Genomic DNA, 19244 nt, shown 5'->3' on the forward strand with positions numbered 1-19244 from the left:
GAGCTTCATTGTGTTCATGCTCTTGTTTACGGTCGGAATGGGTTGGGCGGATGCCCGGATAAGACGTGCTTCTATTCAAGAAAAGGGGTGAGGAAATATGTTCGCCGGACATTTCGGATTAGCCGCAGCCGTTAAAGCCAAAACTCCTCAGGTTCCTCTTTGGACGCTCATGCTGGGCACGCAGCTGCTCGACGTGCTTTTCGTTCCCTTCCTTCTGACGGGCAAGGAAACGTTGGAGGCTGTCCCAGGCGCCGATGGTTACGGCGGCTTCATTATTCATGCGGATTATACGCACTCGCTGGTCGGCACCTTGCTCCTTGCTCTGATTGTCGGATGGCTCGCTTCCCTGAAATGGGGCCGCAGGGGCGGCTGGACGATCGGCGCCGTCGTCTTGAGCCACTGGGTGCTTGACCTCGCCATGCACCGCGCAGACATGCCGATTTTTCCCGGAAATGCTAGAGACCTGCCGCTCCTCGGTCTCGGATTGTGGCAATGGCCGTCGATAAGCATGGCCGCCGAGCTTGCACTGGTGACTGTCGGCGCCATCCTGTATGTGCGCTCTCTGCCCGCTGCCGGCAACGCATCGATAATCCGCAGCCGCAAACTGTGGACCGGCGCGGCCATGTGCGCTCTGCTCCTGCTCTCGCTTGCGTCGGATACGCTCGGGTGGGGCTGACGGGAGCAGCCTCAATGCGGTCGGCATCAAAGCCCGTATGATTCAGCCGGCTCCGCATGGTAGACTGTAATTGCCAGTCCATGCCGCCCCTCCCTTCAAGAGGGCAAAAAAAAGTGGACCTCCCATAAGGAAGGTCCCAAGTATATTTATTAAAAGGGGGTCATGTCACTATCTTAACCCCTGATTGTAATAGCGGCGTGACAGGAATATTTCATTTGTGTAACAGATTCCGTTTCCCACTCCCATACAGGCAGCAAAGGAGCACCGACCCTCATGACAGCCCCTGCAATATGGCTTCTGATCTCGATCGGCAGCGCGGCCGTATTCGGCTTCGCCGGCTGGTGGATGAAAGTATCCCAAATGCGCGGAGGGAGCAGCACCTCCCTCCTACTGGGATTGTACGCGACAGGAACGGCCGGCTTTCTCTTCCAATGCGTGGCGGACGGAAGCTGGACGGACGCGCTCGGCTGGAAAGCCTGGGTCGCAGGAGCGGTTGTCGGAGCCGGCTCAGCCTGGGGCAACGTCGTTTTCATGCAGGCGCTGCGCTACGGCCCGGCCAGTCTCACCTCGCCGATTACGAACCTCAACATCGTCCTTGTCGTGGCGATGTCGGTATGGATCTACGGAGAGCCGCTTGGAGGCTGGGAAGCGGCCGGAATCGTCCTGCTGCTGGCAGCGGCAGTGCTGATTGCCGTGCGCCGCTCGGAGCCGCTCTCGATCGGAGACCGGCGCTGGTTCCTGTATACGGGGGCGGCCGTCGTTCTGTTCACCTTCCGCAACGGAGGCTTGAAGGTGACGAGCGAGCTCGGCCTGCCCTCCTCCTCCGTTCTCTTGACCGGCTACTTCCTTTCGCTGCTCTGGTTTGCGGCAGCCGCCCTCAAGGAGCGCTCCGGCCGGAAGATCGGCAGCGCAGCTCCGCAATTCTCTGCCGATGGATGGAGCATCGGCCTCCGTCTCGGCCTGCTTGCGGGATTGTTCTCCTATGGGGGGCTCCAGCTCTATGCTTGGGCGCTCGAGAACGGCAAAGCCGGCATAGCCGCTCCCATCTTCGCGACAAACAGCCTTGTCGTGGCGGCCGGCTCGATCCTGCTGTACCGGGAACGCCTGACAAGGCTGCAATGGCTCGCCTTTGCCTGCCTTCTGGCAGGCCTCTTCGTAATCAAGCTATAAGGCAGACGGCAACTAATGCCGTCCTGCGCATCTTCAGCTTTTGGGACGGCAAGCGGCCGAGAACGAGCCGAGCCACTTTTTCCACCAAGCCTTGATCCGGTAAGAAGCGGTAAGCTTCATGACCGATCCCCAGCCGTCGTATTTGCCGCCGCCCGCCCCGATCATCCGGTACAGCTCGTCGACCCGTCCGTTGACGGTCTCCAGCCTGACGTCCTCGAAGCGGCTGATGACGAGAGGGTACGGGTATTCGGGCTCCGGCTCCCCGCTCTTGCCTTCTTCGATCCGGTACCCCATCGTTTCCAGCTTCATCCGCATCAGCTTGCGGCCGTCATGATCGCGGAAGAGCAGCCAATGATACACATTGCGCGGCCTCCGGATATCATCCCCCCGGTTCAGCAGCGCGTACACCATTTGGGCATTGTGGATGAACAGCTCCTCGAGCGTGTCCGGCAGCAAATACCGGTAAAACTCCCAGTCGGAATCCGGCTTGACGTAATGCATCAGCCTGCTGCCGCTTCTTGACGACAACAGCTTCTGCAGCGGCTCCAGCGACGCTCCGCTCTCCATGTAATAATAATATTCAAGCCTTCTCGGCGTATTGATGCGTCCGATATAGACGGAATTCCCTCCCGCTTGCACGGCCTCTTCCAGCTCATGCTCCATCCTCTCCAGCTCGGATATCATGCTTTCCTTGTTCTTATGCCGGCTGCGGATGGAGTAGAGGTTAATTGTGATCGACAACAGCTGGTTCAAGCCCGGCGGGTGCGCATCCTGTTTCCAGGCGCAATTGACAAGGATCCTCATCAATTCCTTGTCCTCGGATTGGCGTTCGAAAAAGCCCCAGTCGTCTGCCATCGCCGCACCTCGCTTTCTGACGGTTCACCCCCGTCAAATGTCTGTCTATTATACAGGACCGCTTCGGTCCGGCAAATCGTTTTTTTGTCCGTTCTAGTCCAAAGACGCAGCGGAGCTGGAAAAGTTGCGGGGTTCATCCGGCATTTCAGGACAAAAAAGCCTCTTCCTGCCAGCGCCAGCGAAACCGGCTGCCGGACAAGAAGAGGCCATTCGGATGATGATCAGCTCAAGATGGCGTCGATGGAATAGGCTCCTGCGCCGGTGAATGCGACAGCCAGCGCGATCGCGATGAGAATGAGATTGTACTCGTAGCCGTTGGACGTCGCCCAGATGCCGTTCGCTCCGTGAACCTTCGCGATCGCGACAAGCATCGGGATAATGATCAGCGCCGCGGCGATCCACACCCATAGACCAAGCGCCAGCAGCAGCCCTCCCAGCAGCTCCGAGAGCCCCGCCAGCACCGCCATCAGCACGCCGGGCTTGGCGCCGAGCGACTCCAGCCAGCCTGCCGTCCCCTTGATTCCGTAGCCTCCGAACCAGCCGAACAGCTTCTGCGTGCCATGCGCCGCGAACAGCAGCCCCGCTACAACCCTTAAGATAAGAATGCCCGTATCGAACATATTGAACCCCGCCTCTTCATAGAATGTATTCGTCTGTTGCTTGACTGGACTTATCATAAAACATTAACTAACTTTAGTCAAGTTAATATATTAAATTAATTAGTTCAGGGACAGTCGCTTACATTTCCTTAGTTTATATGGTACAATGGGTGCACAAGAAGGAGTGATAAGAATGGACTACTCCACCATGTGTCCCAAGTACGAAGCCGCTATCGAGCTGCTTGGGAAAAAGTGGACGGGCCTTATCATCCGGGTGCTGCTCGGCGGGCCCAAGCGGTTTAAGGAAATCAAGGAACAAATTCCGGAGATGAGCGACAAGATGCTGACCGATCGGATGAAGGAACTCGAACAGGCGCAAATCGTGAACCGCAAGGTTTATCCGGAGATGCCTGTACGGATTGAATATGAGCTGACCGACAAGGGACATCATCTGCAGCCTGTCATCGAGTCCATTCAGGACTGGGGAGAGCATTGGATGTAGCGTTCCGAGCCATCTGGCCGCCCGACGGGCGGCTTTTTTGCTGTTTCGGGCTCCATCCCCATCTCCTCTAGTTCCGCTCGATGGTGGAAATCCGTACCTGCGGGAGCTTATACTAGAATGGACATCAATAGCGGACAGTGAGGGTGAGGCATGGATACGATCAAGCAGGCATACCGGGACTTGGGACTGCCCGACAACGCTTCCAAGGAAGAAGTCGAGAAGAAATACTCCTTGCTGCTGCGCAGGGCCCGCAGCCAGCAAGGCCGCGGCGGGGACGGCGAAGCGGCAGGATCTCCGAGCCTCGAGACGATCAATGCGGCGTACCGGACGATCCTGGAGCACGAGGAAACGGCGGCGCGGGAAGAGTACAACAAGAAGGCGTACGGAAAATACAAGGGAATGGCGGGATCCGCGCAAAAGGTGGACCACTTCTTCAGCTATTATAAGTTTCACTTGCTGGGCGCGATCGTGCTGATCGCCGCCGTCGTGTACGGCATCAACGCTTACCTGAACCATAAGGAGGAGCAGGCCGAGCTGGCCAAGCTTCCTCCGGCCGCCCTGGCTCTCTCCTATTTCGGCGAATTCGGCTCGCCCGCCGGAAGCGACGTGACGACAGCCGAGCAGCAGCTTGTGAGCCGGTTCCCGGATTGGAAGCGAGTGATCGTCCATCTCACCTACGTACCGGCCGATCCCATGTCCGGGCAGGACATGGCCATGGTCCAGAAGAGCGTTCTCGATCTCATCACGAACAAGGACGACGTCTACTTGATGGATCGCGCCAGCTTCGACAAGCTGGCTTCCCAGAACGCCCTTCTCCCTCTGGAGACCCATAAGGATGCGCTCGGCTCCGAATACAACGACGCCCATGCCTTGAGCGCGGCTGCACAGGATACTCCGAACGAGCAGCATGTGTACGGCATCGATGTCACGGACAGCCCTCTCGTCAAAAGCATGGGCCTGGAGGGCGGCCGCTTCATAGCCGGCATCCGCAGCGATACGACCAGGCTGGACAATTCCTTGCAGTTCATCCGGGCTGCCTTGTCGGATACTTCCGCTCCTTAGCCCTTCCTCCAACACCTGCAAATCCGATTGCGGGATCAGCCAAGCGGCCCTTCCTCTACAGGAAAGGGCCGCTTGTTTCATCTTTTGAACCGATCGGGTATGCATGGTTGACAGCTCCATTTAAATTGCATACAATCTAATTAGAGTGAGAAGATGGAGGCGATACCGATGTCTATTTATGATATTGAAGTCGAGACGGCGCGCGGCGCCAAGGAGACGCTGGAGCGGTACAGAGGCCAAGTAATGCTGATCGTCAATACGGCGACCAAGTGCGGCCTGGCGCCTCAGTTCGACGGGCTGGAGAAGCTTCATCAGACATACGGGGACAAGGGGCTGGCCGTTCTCGGCTTTCCATGCGGACAGTTCGCCAACCAGGAACCCGGCGACAACGACCAGATCCAGGAAGCATGCAAGATCAACTTCGGCGTCACGTTTCCGCTGTTCGCCAAAGTCGACGTCAACGGGAGCGGCGCCCATCCTCTCTTCCGTTATTTGACCGATAACGCCAGAGGCTTCCTTGGCTCCAAGGCGATCAAGTGGAATTTCACCAAGTTCCTGGTCGACCAGGAAGGCCGCATCGTCAAGCGCTTCGCGCCGACCGACAAGCCGGAGAAGATCGAGAGCCATATCGCCAAGCTTCTCGGTGCGCCGGCTCCCGTATAAGCGCCTATGCCCAGAACCTAGCATGAGCCGGATGGAAATACGCGGCTCCGCGCATGAACGAAAAACCCGCAGGAACAGAACCGGTACCGGCAAGCTCCGGAACCAGGCCGGCGACGAAAAGCTTTAAAGCAAACCGACAAGCTCTTGACCAGACAGGAAAGAACAAAAAGACCCCGTACCGGCGACCGGTACGGGGTCTTTCGTATTGCGGGGCGATTACACGCCCAGGAAGTTTTTGAACAGCTGCACCGTCGTGTCGCGGTTGATCGCGGCGATCGACGTCGTAAGCGGAATGCCCTTCGGACAGGACCGCACGCAGTTCTGCGAGTTGCCGCAGCCTTCGATGCCGCCGTCGTCCATCAGCGTCTCCAGACGCTCGGCTTTGTTCATCTCGCCCGTAGGATGGGCGTTGAACAGGCGAACCTGGGAAATCGCCGCCGGTCCGATGAAGCTGGAACGGTCGTTGACGTTCGGGCAAGCCTCGAGGCAGACGCCGCAAGTCATGCACTTGGACAGCTCGTAAGCCCATTGGCGCTTCGTCTCGGCCATCCGTGGTCCCGGACCGAGATCGTAGGTGCCGTCGATCGGAATCCATGCCTTGACGCGCTTGAGGGCATTGAACATGCGCTCGCGGTTGATGACGAGGTCGCGCACGACCGGGAACGTGCTCATCGGAGCGACGCGTACCGGCTGCTCCAGCTTGTCGACCAAGGCGCTGCACGCCTGGCGCGGCTTGCCGTTGATGACCATGGAGCAGGCTCCGCATACTTCCTCGAGGCAGTTCGACTCCCAGCATACCGGAGTCGTGGACGCGCCGTCGGCTTTTACCGGGTTGCGCTGGATTTCCATCAGGGCGCTGATGACGTTCATGTTCGGGCGGTACGGAACCTCAAACTCTTCGGTATAAGGAGCCGCATCCGGCGAATCTTGACGGGTAATAATGAACTTGACCATTTTACCGGTCTTGGTAGCTGTTTCGGTTGCCATTGTCGTTCTCCCTCCTCCTTAGTGCTTGTTGCTCGAGTAGTCGCGCTTGCGCGGCGTAATGAGCGAAGTGTCGACTTCCTCGTACGAAATTTCCGGGCCTTCCGGCGTGAATTTCGCGATGGTCGTCTTCAGGAACTTCTCGTCGTCCCGTTCCGGGAACTCCGGCTTGTAGTGCGCGCCGCGGCTCTCGTCGCGGAGCAGCGCGCCCTTGGTCATCGCCTCGGACAGCTCCAGCATGTTCCACAGCTGGCGGGTGAAGGCGACGCCGGCGTTGTTCCAGCGGGCCGTATCGTTGATGTTGATGTTGGTGTAGCGCTGCTTGAGCTCCTTGATCTTCTGGATCGTCTGCTCCAGACGGTCGTTGTAGCGGACGACGGTCATGTTGTTCGTCATCCACTCGCCGAGCTCCTTGGCCAGCACGTAGGCGTTCTCCGTGCCGTCCATCTTGAGGATGGACTCGTACTTGTCCGTGCGCAGCTTCACTTCGCGGTCGAAGATGCTGGAAGACACGTCTTCCGCGGACTTTTTAAGTCCTTTGATATATTCCACAGCCTTAGGTCCCGTCACCATGCCGCCGAAAATGGCGGACAGCAGGGAGTTCGCGCCGAGACGGTTCGCTCCATGGTACTGGTACTCGCATTCGCCGCAGGCGAACAGGCCCGGGATGTTGGTCATCTGGTTGTAGTCGACCCACATGCCGCCCATCGAATAGTGGACCGCCGGGAAGATCTTCATCGGCAGCTTGCGCGGATCGTCGCCGACGAACTTCTCGTAGATCTCGATGATGCCGCCGAGCTTGACGTCGAGCTCCTTGGGATCCTTATGGGAAAGATCGAGGTAGACCATATTCTCGCCGTTGATGCCGAGCTTCTGGTCGACGCATACGGAGAAGATCTCACGGGTCGCGATGTCGCGCGGCACGAGGTTGCCGTAAGCCGGGTATTTCTCCTCGAGGAAGTACCAAGGCTTGCCGTCCTTGTACGTCCAGATGCGTCCGCCTTCGCCGCGCGCCGATTCGGACATGAGACGGTTTTTGTCGTCGCCCGGAATGGCCGTCGGGTGGATCTGGATCATCTCGCCGTTGGCGTAGTGGACGCCTTGCTGGTACACCGCGCTGGCTGCCGTGCCCGTATTGATGACCGAGTTGGTCGTCTTGCCGAAAATGATGCCGGGGCCGCCTGTCGCCAGAATGACCGCGTCGGCGCGGAAGGAATGGACCTCCATCGTGCGCAGGTCCTGGCCGGTGATGCCGCGGCAGACGCCGTCCTCGTCCACGACCGCTCCCATGAACTCGAAATGCTCATGCTTGCTGACGAGGCCGGCGGCCTCCCAGCGGCGTACTTGCTCGTCCAGCGCGTACAGCAGCTGCTGGCCCGTCGTCGCGCCGGCGAACGCCGTGCGGTGGTACTGCGTGCCGCCGAAGCGGCGGAAGTCCAGCAGGCCTTCCGGCGTGCGGCTGAACATGACGCCCATCCGGTCCATCAGGTGGATGATGCCGGGGGCCGCTTCGCACATCGCCTTGACAGGCGGCTGGTTGGCGAGGAAGTCGCCTCCGTAGACGGTATCGTCGAAGTGCTCCCATGGGGAGTCCCCTTCGCCCTTTGTATTGACGGCGCCGTTGATGCCGCCCTGCGCGCACACGGAGTGGGAGCGCTTGACCGGCACGAGCGAGAACAGGTTGACGTGCACGCCCGCCTCGGCCGCCTTGATTGTAGCCATCAGGCCGGCGAGTCCGCCGCCGACGACGATAATGTTGTTTTTAGCCATGACTTTGAGGTCCTCCTTGTCTATCGTATTAACCGATCCAGGTACGTACGGCGGATGCCGATTCGGCGAAGTCGCTGCCCGTGAAGGCCACGATGGAAAGCAGGAACAGGGCCGATACAATCACGAACACGCCCATCCAGATATAGGCGGAGACGCGCTGCGCGCGAGGGCCGACCGTAATGCCCCAGCTGACGAGGAACGACCACATGCCGTTCGCGAAGTGGAAGACAGCGGAAAGGACACCGATCGCATACAGCACGATGTAGACCGGATTCGTGAAGATCTCGTGCATCCGGGCGCCGAGCTCCTCATGCGTCAGGTTGCCGAGGGCGACCTGGAAGCGGGTCTCGAAGACATGCCAGATGACGAAGATGAACGTGATCACGCCGGTGATGCGCTGCGCCGTGAACGCCCAGTTGCGTCCGTACTTGAAGCGGGAGTTGTTCCAGTTCGATTGGTAGGCGACATACAAGCCGTATACTCCATGGAAGAGAAGCGGCAGGAATATGCCGAAGATCTCCAGGAAGAGAACAAGGGGCAGTCCGTTCAGGAAGCTGACGCTGTCGTTGAAGCCCTCAGGCCCGTCTTCGAACGCCGAGTAGTTGGTGATGGCATGCTCAACGAGGAACAGGCCGAGCGGAATCACCCCGAGCAGCGAGTGAATCTTGCGCGTTAAGTACGAGTTACCATTCATAAATAAAGCGTTCTCCTTTCCAGCCGTTTGATTTCAGTCATCATACGTCGAATTTTGTGCAAACCTTATCCATTTTACAGCCCGTGCATGGGAGCGTCAACAAATCCCGACGGCTTTCCCCTGCTTTTTCCGGTCACAGTTTAGCCACAGTCTCCATCGTACTCTTTTTTTCCTTATAAAGATATTGTTTATTCCTTATACAATGTTATAACCTATATGCATAAGAGACGACGCCATAAGCCCGAGCTCCCCCGGCGAAGCTGCCGGCATGGGCAGGATAAGATTGGCTGTCTCGCTCGACCATTCTCTTCCTAAGGAACGGAGGCTGCAGGAAATGCTCAACGAAGATCTCAACGTATTCGCCGCCGTGGTCGAGCAGTCCAGCATGAACAAAGCCTCGGCGCTGCTCAACCTTTCCCAGCCGGCGCTGTCGCGGAAGATCGCCAAGCTCGAGCAGGAACTCGGAGCGCAGCTGTTCCGCCGCGTCGGACGGAGGCTGGAGCTGACGCGCATCGGCGAGCTGACCTACGACTACGCGCTCCAGGCCCGCCAGCTGCACCGCAAATATATGAGCACCTTGAGCGAGTTCAAGCATACTCACCGCTCCAGCCTGACGATCGGGGCCAGCCTGACGACGCTGCAGACGACGCTGCCGGACCTCATCCAGGCGCTGACCGCCAGCCATCCCGAGATCGACATCAAGGCCGTCACCGGCAAGACCCATGAGATCGTATCGTTCGTCCGGGACAAAAAAATCGATCTCGGCCTCGTGGCATCCGTCATCGACGACCCGCAGCTGCACTGCGTCCCGCTGTTCGACGACCATCTGGAGCTGGTGCTTCCCCGCTGCCATCTGCTCACCGAGAACGGAAAGCTGGCGATCCGGACGCTCAGCGGGCTGCCGATGATCCTCTTCTCCAAAGGAACCTGGTACCGGAACCTGACCGACGAGCTGTTCGACACCCACAGGCTGCATCCCGATGTCAAAATGGAAATCGACTCGTTCGAAGCCATCCTGCGGCTGCTCCATACATGCGGAGCCGCGACGCTGCTGCCGCACTCCTATATCCGGCAGCAGATGCTGGCGGACAACGACCTTATGGTCGTCCCTGTGCTGGAGCTGGAGCAGACCAAGCGGACCACCTCGCTCATCCATGGCGACCCGGCCCGGCTGGAGCCTGTCGTCAGAGACTGGATCCGCGAGGCGGCCGCGAACTACTTCCGCCGCTCGGCGTCGCCGGCAGCAAGCTTGAAGGCCATGCAGCAGAAAGCCGTTGAAACCAAACAGGCAGGAGTCCGCGTCGACTGACGCGCCTCCTGCCTTTCTTTCTATGCGCTATGCCTGGACTGGAGCTGCCGCCGCTGCGCCGGCAGGCCCGCCCCGTACTTCCACGGCTGGTGTCAGCCGCGGCTCACCGCATTTTCAAACTGCTCGATTCCTTCATTCGTTCCGATGACGACCATGACATCCTTCTCTTCCAGGATGGAATCCGCCTGGGGAGCGATGATGATGCCCTTGGGCTTGTTGATCGCCACGATGCTGCAGCCGTAACGCTGGCGGCTGTCGATCTCGGAAAGCGCCTTGCCGTTGAGGCAGCCCGGAACAGCCAGCTCCGCGACGGCGTATTCGGACGACAGCTCGATATAGTCGAGCAGATTGGGCGACACGAGCTGATGGGCGACCCTGATTCCCATATCCCGCTCCGGATAGATGACCCTGTCGACGCCAAGCTTGTCCAGCACCCGGCCGTGCAGCTCCGATACCGCCTTCACGACGACCTTCCCGACTCCGGAATCCTTGACCAGTATCGCCGCCATGATGCTCGACTGGATGTCTCCCCCGATGGCCACGATGCAGCAGTCGAAGTTGCGGATGCCGATCGCGCGCAGCGCGTCCTCGTCCGTCGCGTCGGCGCATAGCGTATGGGTGAGCAGGGCGCTCATATCGTCCACCAGCTCCTCGCTGCGGTCGATGCCGAGCACCTCATAGCCGAGCTGCATGAGCTCCTTGGCCAGGCTGGAGCCGAATCGGCCCAGTCCGATGACGCAGTACTGCTCTCCTTTTGAACCCTTTCCCATTGTGTCTCTTTATTTCCTTTCCTATCCGATAATAATCTTGCCTTCTGGATTTTTATATAATTCCTTGCCTTGCTTCGGTCTCAGCGCGTAGGCCATCGTCAGCGGCCCAAGCCTGCCGGCGAACATCGTCAGGCTCAGCAGAAGCTTGCTGACATCCTTGAGGCTGGTTGTAATTCCCGTGCTGAGCCCGACGGTGCCGAAGGCCGATACCGTCTCGAACAGAATCCGCAGGAAATCGCGGTCCTCGACGGTGCAGAGCACCATCGTCACGACGAGCACGAGCGCAAGCGACAGCATCGTGATCGTCAGGGCCTTCATGATGCGCTCCTTGGCCAGACGGTAGCGGAACAGGACGATGTCCTCCCTGCCGCGGATCATCGCGCCCATCGCGGCGACGAGCGTCATGAACGTCGTCGTCTTGATGCCGCCGCCCGTCGAGCCCGGCGATGCCCCGATGAACATGAGGATGATCATGAAGAACAGGCTCGCCTGGCGCATCGCGCCGATGTCGAGCGTGTTGGCTCCCGCCGTACGCGTCGTGACGGATTGGAAGAAGGCCGAGAGCACCTTGCCTCCGAAGCCGAGCGGCTCCATCGTTTTGGCGTTGGAATATTCGAAGATGAAGATGACGACAGCTCCGATGACGATCAGGCTGCCCGTGGCCAGCAGAACCACTTTGGAATGGAGGGAGAACCTGCGGTTGTTCCTCCACTCCATCAGATCGGACAGCACGATGAAGCCGAGGCCACCGGTAACGATCAGCGCCATTGTCACGATATTGACGAGCGGATCCGATACATAGCCGGTGAGGCTCCGGTAGTCGCCGAAGATGTCGAAGCCGGCGTTGTTGAACATGGATACGCCGTGGAAGATGCCGAAGTAAACGGCGCGGCCGATCGGCATGTCCGCTGCGAAGCGGACCGCGTACAGCAGCGCTCCCGCCGCTTCGATGACGAGGGAATACAGCAGAACCTTGCGGATCAGCCGGACGATTCCCTCCATGGAGCTCTGGTTCATCGCTTCCTGCAGCAGCAGCCGGTCCTTGAGCGAGATGCGCTTGCGCAGCACGAGGGCGAACAGCGTCGCCATCGTCATGAAGCCGAGCCCTCCGACCTGAATCAGCAGCAGAATGATGATTTGGCCTGCAATCGAGTAATGAGTGCCGGTATCCACGACGACGAGGCCTGTGACGCAGGCCGCCGAGGTGGCGGTGAACAGCGCGTCGATCCATCTCGTGCCCTCTCCGCCGGCCGTGGCGAACGGCTGCATCAGCAGCAGCGAGCCGATGGCGATCATGACGGCGAATCCGGCGACGAGAATGCGCGGAGGCGACAATTTGAAAGCTTGCTTGAATACGGAAGACCATGATTGCATGCCGGCGACTCTCCTTTTGCCTCCATATCCCTGCCGTTCGCGAAGTCCCGGCATCATCGCATGCCGCTTCGAAAGCACAAAAAAAGCACTGGAAACCCAAGTGCCTGTGCGCCCTGCGAGTCCGGTCAAGCAGCCTCCGAGGTTAGCTGTCGGATTCGGGCATGACGGCTGCCCTATCCGCTCCCGACAGGCTGCCGCCTGCGCCGGAACGGAATTCACCCCAAGCTGCTCCAGGCAGCTATATGGTTCCCCCGTATTCTTTTGGAAATTCGGCTGTTCTATATGGTCGGATTTGATTATATAGGATAGAGGACGGGTTACCAATGTCCCAATCCAAGCTTGCTGGGCGATATGGGGCGGAAAAGAGTGCTGGGACAAGCGCAGCAAGGCGCAATCCTGCCCTTGCTCTTTCTTTTGCGCGAAATCTCGATCTCTCCCTGCCTCGGCATGGATAATTTGAAAGCCGCTGTGGTAAGGTTATAAAAGCTCGCCCTGCAGTCAGGCATCGTCAGGAGGACAATCATGAACAGCTCCGAGTTGGAGAAAAGCTATCGAAAGTACTTTTGGACGGGAATCATTGGAGCCGCCATCTTCCTGATTTTGCAAATCATCCCTTCCTTCGCGGGAGGGCTGTCGGGAGAGGAAGCTTCCGGCAAGCCTGTTCCCAAGGCCGACGCTCAGCAGGCAGCGATGGCTTTCGCCCGGCAGCTGACCGGCTCCGAGCCTCTCACCGCCCATACGGTCCACCAATCCGACCGGGACATCACCGGTTACCTCAGCAAAGAAAAGCTCGCCAAAAAATTCGATGAGGGTCCCGGCAAGATCGTTCCGACCGATACGTGGCAGGTGTCCCTCTCCCTGCCCGAAGGGCAGATGTTCGTCGAGGTCGGCATGTCCAGCGGCCGGGTGATCGGCTGGAAGCAGGTGTTCAAGCCCTCTGCCGGCGAATCCTCGGACGTCCTTGCCCCGAGCGCGGAACAGCTCGACCGTCTCGCCGCCAAGCAAGCCGCCGAGCTCGGCTACGGCAAGCTGGAGAGGGTTGGAGAATCGGCGGGCTACAAGACGGTGTATGCCGTGCAGGGAGGACAGATCGGCCAGGCCCGCCTCACCATCGAGGCCGCTCCGCCATCCGCCGCCGCAGCGGAGTCTGGCGGCAAGACCGTCCTGGCGGAATTCACGCCGCGTTATGAAGTGCCCAAGGATTACCTCGCCTACACGGCGGATCAGGACCGGATCGCCTCCAGCCTGTCGCTGCTGGGCAATCTGCTGCCGAGCGGAATCCTGTTCATTCTCGCCGTCATTTATTCCGTCCTCATGAGGAAGTACAGCTCCTTCCGCCGCGGCTGGGCGATCAGCCTCGTGTTCCTCGGCTTCTATGCCGTCAACAACGTGAACATGCTCGACGGCCTCCGTGCCATGTATGGAGCGCGGCCCAACGCCGAGACCGTCGTCCAGGTCCAGCTCGTCATCACGATGGGCCTCACCTTCCTGCTCGCCCTATCCGCCTACTTCTCCCTCGTCGCCGGGGACGGGTTATGGCGCGCGCAGGGCAGGCGGCTGTGGCTGACCTCCCGCGAGTCCCGCTTCGGAGAGACCGCATGGAGCAGCATGAAGCTCGCCTATGTGCTCGGCTTCATCCTTCTCGGCCTGCAGACCGTTATCCTGGTCGGCCTGTCGGCATTTACCGGAGCCTGGTCGACAAGTGACGTGACCCAGTCGCCCTACAACCTCGCCGCTCCGCTGCTGATGCCGCTGCTGGCGTGGTGCGCGGCCATCCAGGAGGAGGCCGTATACCGGCTGTTCGGCATCGGCCTCCTGATGAAATGGCTGAAAAACCCGTTCGCCGCCTGTCTCATCCCTACGATCATCTGGGCGCTCGGGCATGTGACCTATCCGATCTACCCGTCTACGACGAGGCTGATCGAGCTGACGATTCTCGGCCTTCTGTTCGGATACATCTTCCTCCGGTTCGGATTTTTCACGGCGGTATTCGCCCATGCCATCATGGACTCCGTGCTGATGTCGATCTCGCTCTTCCTGATCGGCGGAGCCGGCAATATCGTTGCTGGCGTCGTCTACATCGCCGCGCCTGCCGGCGTGGCCTGGGCGATGAAATGGTACGGCTCGCGGCGGAGCAGCAGCATTCCGCTGGCGCCCGGTTAAGCTCCAGTCATCAGCGCTTCAGAACAAAAGCAGAGAATCTCCGGATTCTCTGCTTTTTGCTTTGGGCTCACACCCGGTTGACGGCGTACAGAACGAGGGACAGGATCAGAACCGGCACGCCGACTCCGGCCGACAAGAGAGACAGGAAGAGCTTGACCCGCTCCTGCTTTCTCAATCCCAGCTTCAGGACGGAATAGATCGTGATTCCGATCAAGCCGCCTGTCGAGTTGAGGATCACATCGTCGATATCCGCCGCCCCTGCGGCCAGAATATACTGACCGGCCTCCACGCCTGCGCTGAGCAGCGCGACCGCTGCAAGCCTGGGCCATATCGATCCGGACTTGCCGATCAGCATGGCATAGATCCCGGCGGGAACAAAGAGCAGGATATTGCCCCATATGTTGACGTCCACCGCATTCCTGCGCATGCCGCCGTCGGCGTTCATGTATTCCTGGATCGTATGGAATGGGATCAGATTGAAGCTTCTCAAGCCGTCCCCCTCCCTCAGGAAGAGCAGCTCCGCCATCAGCAGCACGTACACCGCCGCCATGCTCCATAACAGAATCGGAACGCAGTTTTTGTTCATGAATTCCCTCCATGCTCGCCGAAGCCTTTTGCCAGCTTCACCATGATAGCATGACGTCATCCAGCGGATGAACTGGACCTTTGTCCGGCCTTTTCCGGGACCTCCGTTCGGGACTCTGCCGGCATGTCAGGCGGGGCAGTCAAGAAGAAGCCGTCAAAAAAGCCTGCTCGGCCAGCCTCCGCCGATCGCGGCGCTGCTGCCAAGCAGGCTTCATTCCGTGTCTTGCCGGTCTCGCGGCATGGGAACGCTACTCTTCCTTGAGAGCCGCCACGATCCGCTCCGCCAGAGCGGAGCCGATGCCGAGCGGCTTGAACTCCTCGGCGGTCGCTTCGCGGATCTTCTTGAGGGAGCCGAAATGCTTCAGCAGCTGCTTGCGCCGCTTCTCCCCGATGCCGGGAATGGAATCCAGCGTCGATTGAACCATCGACTTGCCCCGCTGCTCTCGGTGAAACGTGATCGCGAAGCGGTGGACCTCGTCCTGGATGCGCTGCAGCAGATAGAATTCCTGGCTGTCGCGCGGCAGCATGACCGGCTCCGGCGGATCGCCGACCATAAGCTGCGCCGTCTTGTGCTTGGCATCCTTCACGAGTCCGCATACCGGCACCTGAAGGCCGAGCTCGTTCTCGAGGATGTCGACCGCCGCGCTGATCTGCCCCTTGCCGCCGTCCACCACGATAAGATCGGGAAGCTCCAGCCCTTCCTTGAGCACCCTCTCGTACCGCCGGCGGATGACCTCGCGCATCGTCTCGTAATCATCGGGCCCTTGGACGGTCCTGACCTTGTACTTGCGATACTCCTTCTTGTCCGGCTTGCCGTCGATGAAGACGACCATGGCCGATACCGGATTCGTTCCCTGGATATTGGAGTTGTCGAACGCCTCGATGCGCCGGATCGTCGTCAAGCCGATGGAAGCTGCCAAGCCCGAAGCGGCTTTGACGCTGCGTTCCTCATCGCGCTCGATCAGCTTGAATTTCTCGTCGAGCGTCACCTTGGCGTTGCCCTCCGCCATGCCGACGACTTCGCGCTTGCGCCCCCGCTGCGGCATGTGGACCTTGATCTTGAGCCAGCTCTGAAGAGAAGTGCGGATCTCCTCCGCATGGGATCCCGCGGCAGCCTCGCCGCCGTCGTCCGCTGCGACCTCTGCAATCTTCGCAGATGATGCCGCCGCTTCAGATTCTTCCATCTCCACTTCAGACGCAGATGCCGCCGCTGCGGCGGCTTGATTTTCGCGGCCGGCGGACGGCCCGGAGTCTGCCGTTTCTTCCGGCGCACCGGCATGAAGCTCGCCCGGCGGCACCGGCAGGAGAATTTCCTTCGGCAGAGCCGGGTTGTCGCTGTAGTACTGGGTGACGAACGTCATGAAGTCGTCATATGCCTCGCCGTAATAAGGGAAGGTCGTCGTATGGCGCTCGATCAGCTTGCCGCTGCGCATATACAGAATCTGCACGCACATCCACCCCTTGTCGGTGGCATAGCCGAACACGTCGCGGTCGAGCGCGTCGGCGAGCGTGATCTTCTGCTTTTCCATGACGGCATCGATCGCCGTGATCTGATCGCGGTATTCCTTGGCGCGCTCGAACTCCATCGATTCCGCAGCCTCCAGCATTTTGCGCTGCAGCTCCGCCTTGACCTCGTCCTGGCCGCCGTTCAGGAAGCGGGCGATCTCCTGCACCATGGAGTCGTACGTCGCCTGCTCCACCGGGAATTCGCAAGGTGCGAGGCACTGGCCGAGATGGTAGTACAGGCACACTTTGTCGGGCAGCGTGTTGCATTTGCGAAGCGGATACAGGCGGTCCAGCAGTTTCTTGGTCTGCTGCGCCGCATAGGCGTTCGGATACGGACCGAAATATTTGCCCTTGTCCTTCACGATCCGCCGGGTAACCTCCAGCTTCGGATGCTTCTCATTCGTAATCTTGATATAAGGAAAGGACTTGTCATCCTTCAAAAGCACGTTGTAGCGGGGGTGATACTGCTTGATCAGGTTGCACTCCAGAATGAGCGCTTCCATGTTGCTTGCCGTGACGATATATTCAAAATCCCGGATTTCCGAGACGAGACGCTGCGTCTTGCCGTTATGGGTTCCGTTGAAATAGGAACGGACACGATTTTTCAGCACTTTGGCCTTGCCGACATAGATGATGGTGCCTTCGCCGTTCTTCATCAGATAACAGCCCGGCTGGTCGGGAAGGAGCGCTAGCTTCCCCTTGATGGGATCCATGGACAATCCACCTTTCGCGGCTCGGCCCCGCTGGCCTTTTGCCGTATTCTCTATTGTAGCACAGGGAGCCGACACCCGTCAGCCGCGGCCGGATCCCGCTTTCGGCAGCGGTTCCAAAAGCCAAATTTCACCTTTACATAACTCCGCCAGGTTGGGTATACTATTACAAGCTGATGCGATAACGTCTTGTCCGGATACATAACGGCCTCCGGGCCGGGACGGCGATACCTGAGTCTTGAAGCGAGGAGGGCGAACAATGGAAAGCGTCAATGTAAGAGATCCGCGCGAGCATCTGAACGAGGAACCGCGTGACGACCTGATGGATCTTATGGTCGGATTCGGCGGCATGCTTGGCTTTATGACCGTTGCCTATATTATCATGGTGGTTGTCAAATACATCATTTCCTAGGCATCCGTTCCACCCACACATTTCAATTCAACCCTCCGGCTCCGGCCAGGAGGGTATTCATTTTTATCGGCCTATTTACTCTTTGGTCGTCGAGACCGACTCAGCAGTACCATCTCATCGCGCTCGCTCCAGGAGCTGCAATCATGATGCCGAGCCTCAACAGCTCTGTGCCCCAGCTCGCCATGGCCGCAGGCGCCGGTATGAAGGGTCTGGAATGGGATGACGCCAACTGAATCCAGATCGGGCACTTGATTTGCCGCGCATGACTCCAGGCGCAAGGCCGGCCGGCAGAACCAAAAAGGACGGGATAGGGGCAACCCCTATCCCGTCCTTTTATCCCTGCTCGGCTTGCATTGAATTCATCCCTGTGCCGCGGCGGCACCCTGCTGCCGAAGGGCGGCGGCATCGAACCGCTTGCGCTCCGTACGGTCGATCTGCACGATGCGTCCGTCATGAACTGTAATGACCACCGCTCCGTACTCCAGCCCGTTGACCTGGTCGGCGATGCGCTCCAGCCAGGCTTCATCCAATTCCACAGGTTTCGCCATCCGTTATCCCTCCAGTGTTTCTTTATTCCGCTGCGCGGTTTTCCATTCCACGAGACTTTTCGCGCCAAGCGTAACAAGCGCCAGCATCATCAGCAGCGAAGCCACGGCAAAGGATGCCGAGAACTGATACTCGTTGTACAGTATTTCCACATGCAGAGGCAGGGTGTTCGTTTCTCCGCGGATATGTCCCGATACGACCGATACGGCGCCGAACTCTCCCATGGCCCTCGCGTTGCAGAGCACGATGCCGTACAGAAGGCCCCATTTGATGTTGGGAAGCGTAACGTTCCAGAAGATTCGTAATCCCTTCGCCCCAAGCGTGGCGGCTGCTTCCTCCTCCTGCGTGCCCTGGGCCTGCATAAGGGGAATCAGCTCTCGGGCTACAAAAGGAAAGGTCACGAACATCGTCGCGAGCACGATGCCTGGAGTCGCAAATACGATTTGCAGATTATGCTCATCCAGCCATGGGCCGAGATAACCCTGGGCGCCGAAGAGCAGCAGGAAAATGAAGCCCGCGATGACGGGCGACACCGAGAACGGCAGGTCGATCAGCGTCACGAGCAGGTTTTTGCCGCGGAAGCTGAACTTGGTTACGAGCCAGGCGGCAGCCACGCCGAAGACGGCGTTCAAGGGTACCGCGATAACGGCTACGAGCAGCGTCAGCTTGAGGGCAGACACGGCGTCGGGATCAGTCAAGGCGCTGATATAAACATCCCAGCCCCGCTTCATTCCTTCAATGAAGACGGTGAGCAAAGGCAGCAGGACGATCAGCGCAAGAAAGACGAAGGCGATGCCGATGAGCAGCCATTTGACGGCACTCGGCTCGCTTACGGGCTTCGCCCGGACAACGGCCTTGGTGGACAATCGGGAAGTTACGGTACCGGCCACAGGG

General features: G+C 59.2%; 19 protein-coding genes and 1 riboswitch. Of the genes, 8 read left to right on the forward strand and 11 right to left on the reverse strand.

What is annotated here, in order from left to right; genetic code table 11:
• Positions 1 to 97 precede the first annotated feature (97 nt).
• Both VE23_RS10385 and VE23_RS10390 read left to right on the forward strand, forming a co-directional pair.
• Positions 98 to 676 (forward strand): hypothetical protein, encoded by a 579-nt coding sequence (locus tag VE23_RS10385; RefSeq protein ID WP_049867939.1) that lies wholly within the window; start codon positions 98 to 100, stop codon positions 674 to 676.
• 273 nt (positions 677 to 949) lie between these two features.
• Positions 950 to 1846 carry a DMT family transporter gene (locus tag VE23_RS10390; RefSeq protein ID WP_232316873.1) on the forward strand — a complete coding sequence of 299 codons (897 nt, stop codon included), beginning with the start codon at positions 950 to 952 and terminating at the stop codon, positions 1844 to 1846.
• Between the two features lie 33 nt (positions 1847 to 1879).
• On the opposite strand, the gene VE23_RS10395 is transcribed toward VE23_RS10390, so the two are convergent.
• The gene (locus VE23_RS10395) at positions 1880 to 2701 is read right to left on the reverse strand and encodes a DUF695 domain-containing protein (protein ID WP_021878049.1); all 822 of its coding nucleotides are present in this window, start codon (positions 2699 to 2701) and stop codon (positions 1880 to 1882) included.
• A 221-nt stretch (positions 2702 to 2922) separates the two neighbouring features.
• Positions 2923 to 3321, reverse strand: a complete 399-nt coding sequence (locus tag VE23_RS10400) for a DoxX family protein (protein ID WP_049867940.1) — start codon at positions 3319 to 3321, stop codon at positions 2923 to 2925.
• A 172-nt stretch (positions 3322 to 3493) separates the two neighbouring features.
• Here VE23_RS10400 and VE23_RS10405 point away from each other — a divergent pair, with 172 nt between their 5' ends.
• The 3 genes from VE23_RS10405 (at position 3494) to VE23_RS10415 (ending at position 5527) form a co-directional block, all read left to right on the forward strand.
• Positions 3494 to 3802 carry a winged helix-turn-helix transcriptional regulator gene (locus VE23_RS10405; RefSeq protein WP_048744678.1) on the forward strand — a complete coding sequence of 103 codons (309 nt, stop codon included), beginning with the start codon at positions 3494 to 3496 and terminating at the stop codon, positions 3800 to 3802.
• Between the two features lie 150 nt (positions 3803 to 3952).
• Positions 3953 to 4864 carry a hypothetical protein gene (locus tag VE23_RS10410; protein ID WP_049867941.1) on the forward strand — a complete coding sequence of 304 codons (912 nt, stop codon included), beginning with the start codon at positions 3953 to 3955 and terminating at the stop codon, positions 4862 to 4864.
• A gap of 168 nt (positions 4865 to 5032) precedes the next feature.
• A complete protein-coding gene (locus VE23_RS10415) occupies positions 5033 to 5527 on the forward strand; it encodes a glutathione peroxidase (protein WP_049867942.1) in 495 nt (164 codons plus the stop codon).
• A 216-nt stretch (positions 5528 to 5743) separates the two neighbouring features.
• Here the strand turns inward: VE23_RS10415 and sdhB are convergent, their stop codons facing one another.
• From sdhB to VE23_RS10430, 3 genes are read right to left on the reverse strand one after another with little or no spacing between them, the layout of a single operon-like run.
• On the reverse strand, positions 5744 to 6514 hold the full coding sequence (gene sdhB, locus VE23_RS10420; RefSeq protein WP_021878053.1) for a succinate dehydrogenase iron-sulfur subunit: 771 nt from the start codon (positions 6512 to 6514) through the stop codon (positions 5744 to 5746).
• 18 nt (positions 6515 to 6532) lie between these two features.
• The gene (sdhA, locus tag VE23_RS10425) at positions 6533 to 8281 is read right to left on the reverse strand and encodes a succinate dehydrogenase flavoprotein subunit (RefSeq protein ID WP_048744685.1); all 1749 of its coding nucleotides are present in this window, start codon (positions 8279 to 8281) and stop codon (positions 6533 to 6535) included.
• 28 nt (positions 8282 to 8309) lie between these two features.
• A complete protein-coding gene (locus tag VE23_RS10430) occupies positions 8310 to 8975 on the reverse strand; it encodes a succinate dehydrogenase cytochrome b558 subunit (RefSeq protein WP_048744686.1) in 666 nt (221 codons plus the stop codon).
• Positions 8976 to 9309: 334 nt separating this feature from the next.
• On the opposite strand from VE23_RS10430, the gene VE23_RS10435 reads away from it, so the two are divergent.
• Positions 9310 to 10284 (forward strand): LysR family transcriptional regulator, encoded by a 975-nt coding sequence (locus VE23_RS10435; protein ID WP_048744687.1) that lies wholly within the window; start codon positions 9310 to 9312, stop codon positions 10282 to 10284.
• Between the two features lie 92 nt (positions 10285 to 10376).
• Here VE23_RS10435 and VE23_RS10440 read toward each other — a convergent pair whose 3' ends face one another.
• Both VE23_RS10440 and VE23_RS10445 read right to left on the reverse strand, forming a co-directional pair.
• The gene (locus tag VE23_RS10440) at positions 10377 to 11054 is read right to left on the reverse strand and encodes a potassium channel family protein (protein ID WP_021878056.1); all 678 of its coding nucleotides are present in this window, start codon (positions 11052 to 11054) and stop codon (positions 10377 to 10379) included.
• A 21-nt stretch (positions 11055 to 11075) separates the two neighbouring features.
• Positions 11076 to 12428 carry a TrkH family potassium uptake protein gene (locus tag VE23_RS10445; protein ID WP_048744688.1) on the reverse strand — a complete coding sequence of 451 codons (1353 nt, stop codon included), beginning with the start codon at positions 12426 to 12428 and terminating at the stop codon, positions 11076 to 11078.
• A gap of 117 nt (positions 12429 to 12545) precedes the next feature.
• Positions 12546 to 12713: riboswitch (cyclic di-AMP (ydaO/yuaA leader) on the reverse strand.
• Between the two features lie 237 nt (positions 12714 to 12950).
• Between VE23_RS10445 and VE23_RS10450 the strand changes: the two genes are divergently transcribed.
• Complete coding sequence (locus VE23_RS10450) at positions 12951 to 14591, forward strand: CPBP family intramembrane glutamic endopeptidase (RefSeq protein ID WP_049867943.1); 1641 nt, start codon at positions 12951 to 12953, stop codon at positions 14589 to 14591.
• A 67-nt stretch (positions 14592 to 14658) separates the two neighbouring features.
• Here the strand turns inward: VE23_RS10450 and VE23_RS10455 are convergent, their stop codons facing one another.
• Together VE23_RS10455 and uvrC are read right to left on the reverse strand one after the other, a co-directional pair.
• Positions 14659 to 15177 (reverse strand): VanZ family protein, encoded by a 519-nt coding sequence (locus VE23_RS10455; RefSeq protein ID WP_048744689.1) that lies wholly within the window; start codon positions 15175 to 15177, stop codon positions 14659 to 14661.
• 247 nt (positions 15178 to 15424) lie between these two features.
• Positions 15425 to 17395 carry an excinuclease ABC subunit UvrC gene (gene uvrC / locus VE23_RS10460; RefSeq protein WP_048744690.1) on the reverse strand — a complete coding sequence of 657 codons (1971 nt, stop codon included), beginning with the start codon at positions 17393 to 17395 and terminating at the stop codon, positions 15425 to 15427.
• Positions 17396 to 17651: 256 nt separating this feature from the next.
• On the opposite strand from uvrC, the gene VE23_RS26455 reads away from it, so the two are divergent.
• Entirely contained in the window at positions 17652 to 17804 is a 153-nt protein-coding gene (locus VE23_RS26455; RefSeq protein ID WP_021878061.1) for a hypothetical protein, read from the forward strand.
• 359 nt (positions 17805 to 18163) lie between these two features.
• On the opposite strand, the gene VE23_RS10465 is transcribed toward VE23_RS26455, so the two are convergent.
• Together VE23_RS10465 and cysW are read right to left on the reverse strand one after the other, a co-directional pair.
• Entirely contained in the window at positions 18164 to 18352 is a 189-nt protein-coding gene (locus VE23_RS10465; protein WP_021878062.1) for a YezD family protein, read from the reverse strand.
• Between the two features lie 3 nt (positions 18353 to 18355).
• On the reverse strand, positions 18356 to 19240 hold the full coding sequence (cysW, locus tag VE23_RS10470; protein ID WP_021878063.1) for a sulfate ABC transporter permease subunit CysW: 885 nt from the start codon (positions 19238 to 19240) through the stop codon (positions 18356 to 18358).
• Positions 19241 to 19244 lie beyond the last annotated feature (4 nt).

Source organism: Paenibacillus sp. D9 (assembly GCF_001188365.1).
GTDB classification, from domain to species: domain Bacteria; phylum Bacillota; class Bacilli; order Paenibacillales; family Paenibacillaceae; genus Paenibacillus_O; species Paenibacillus_O humicus.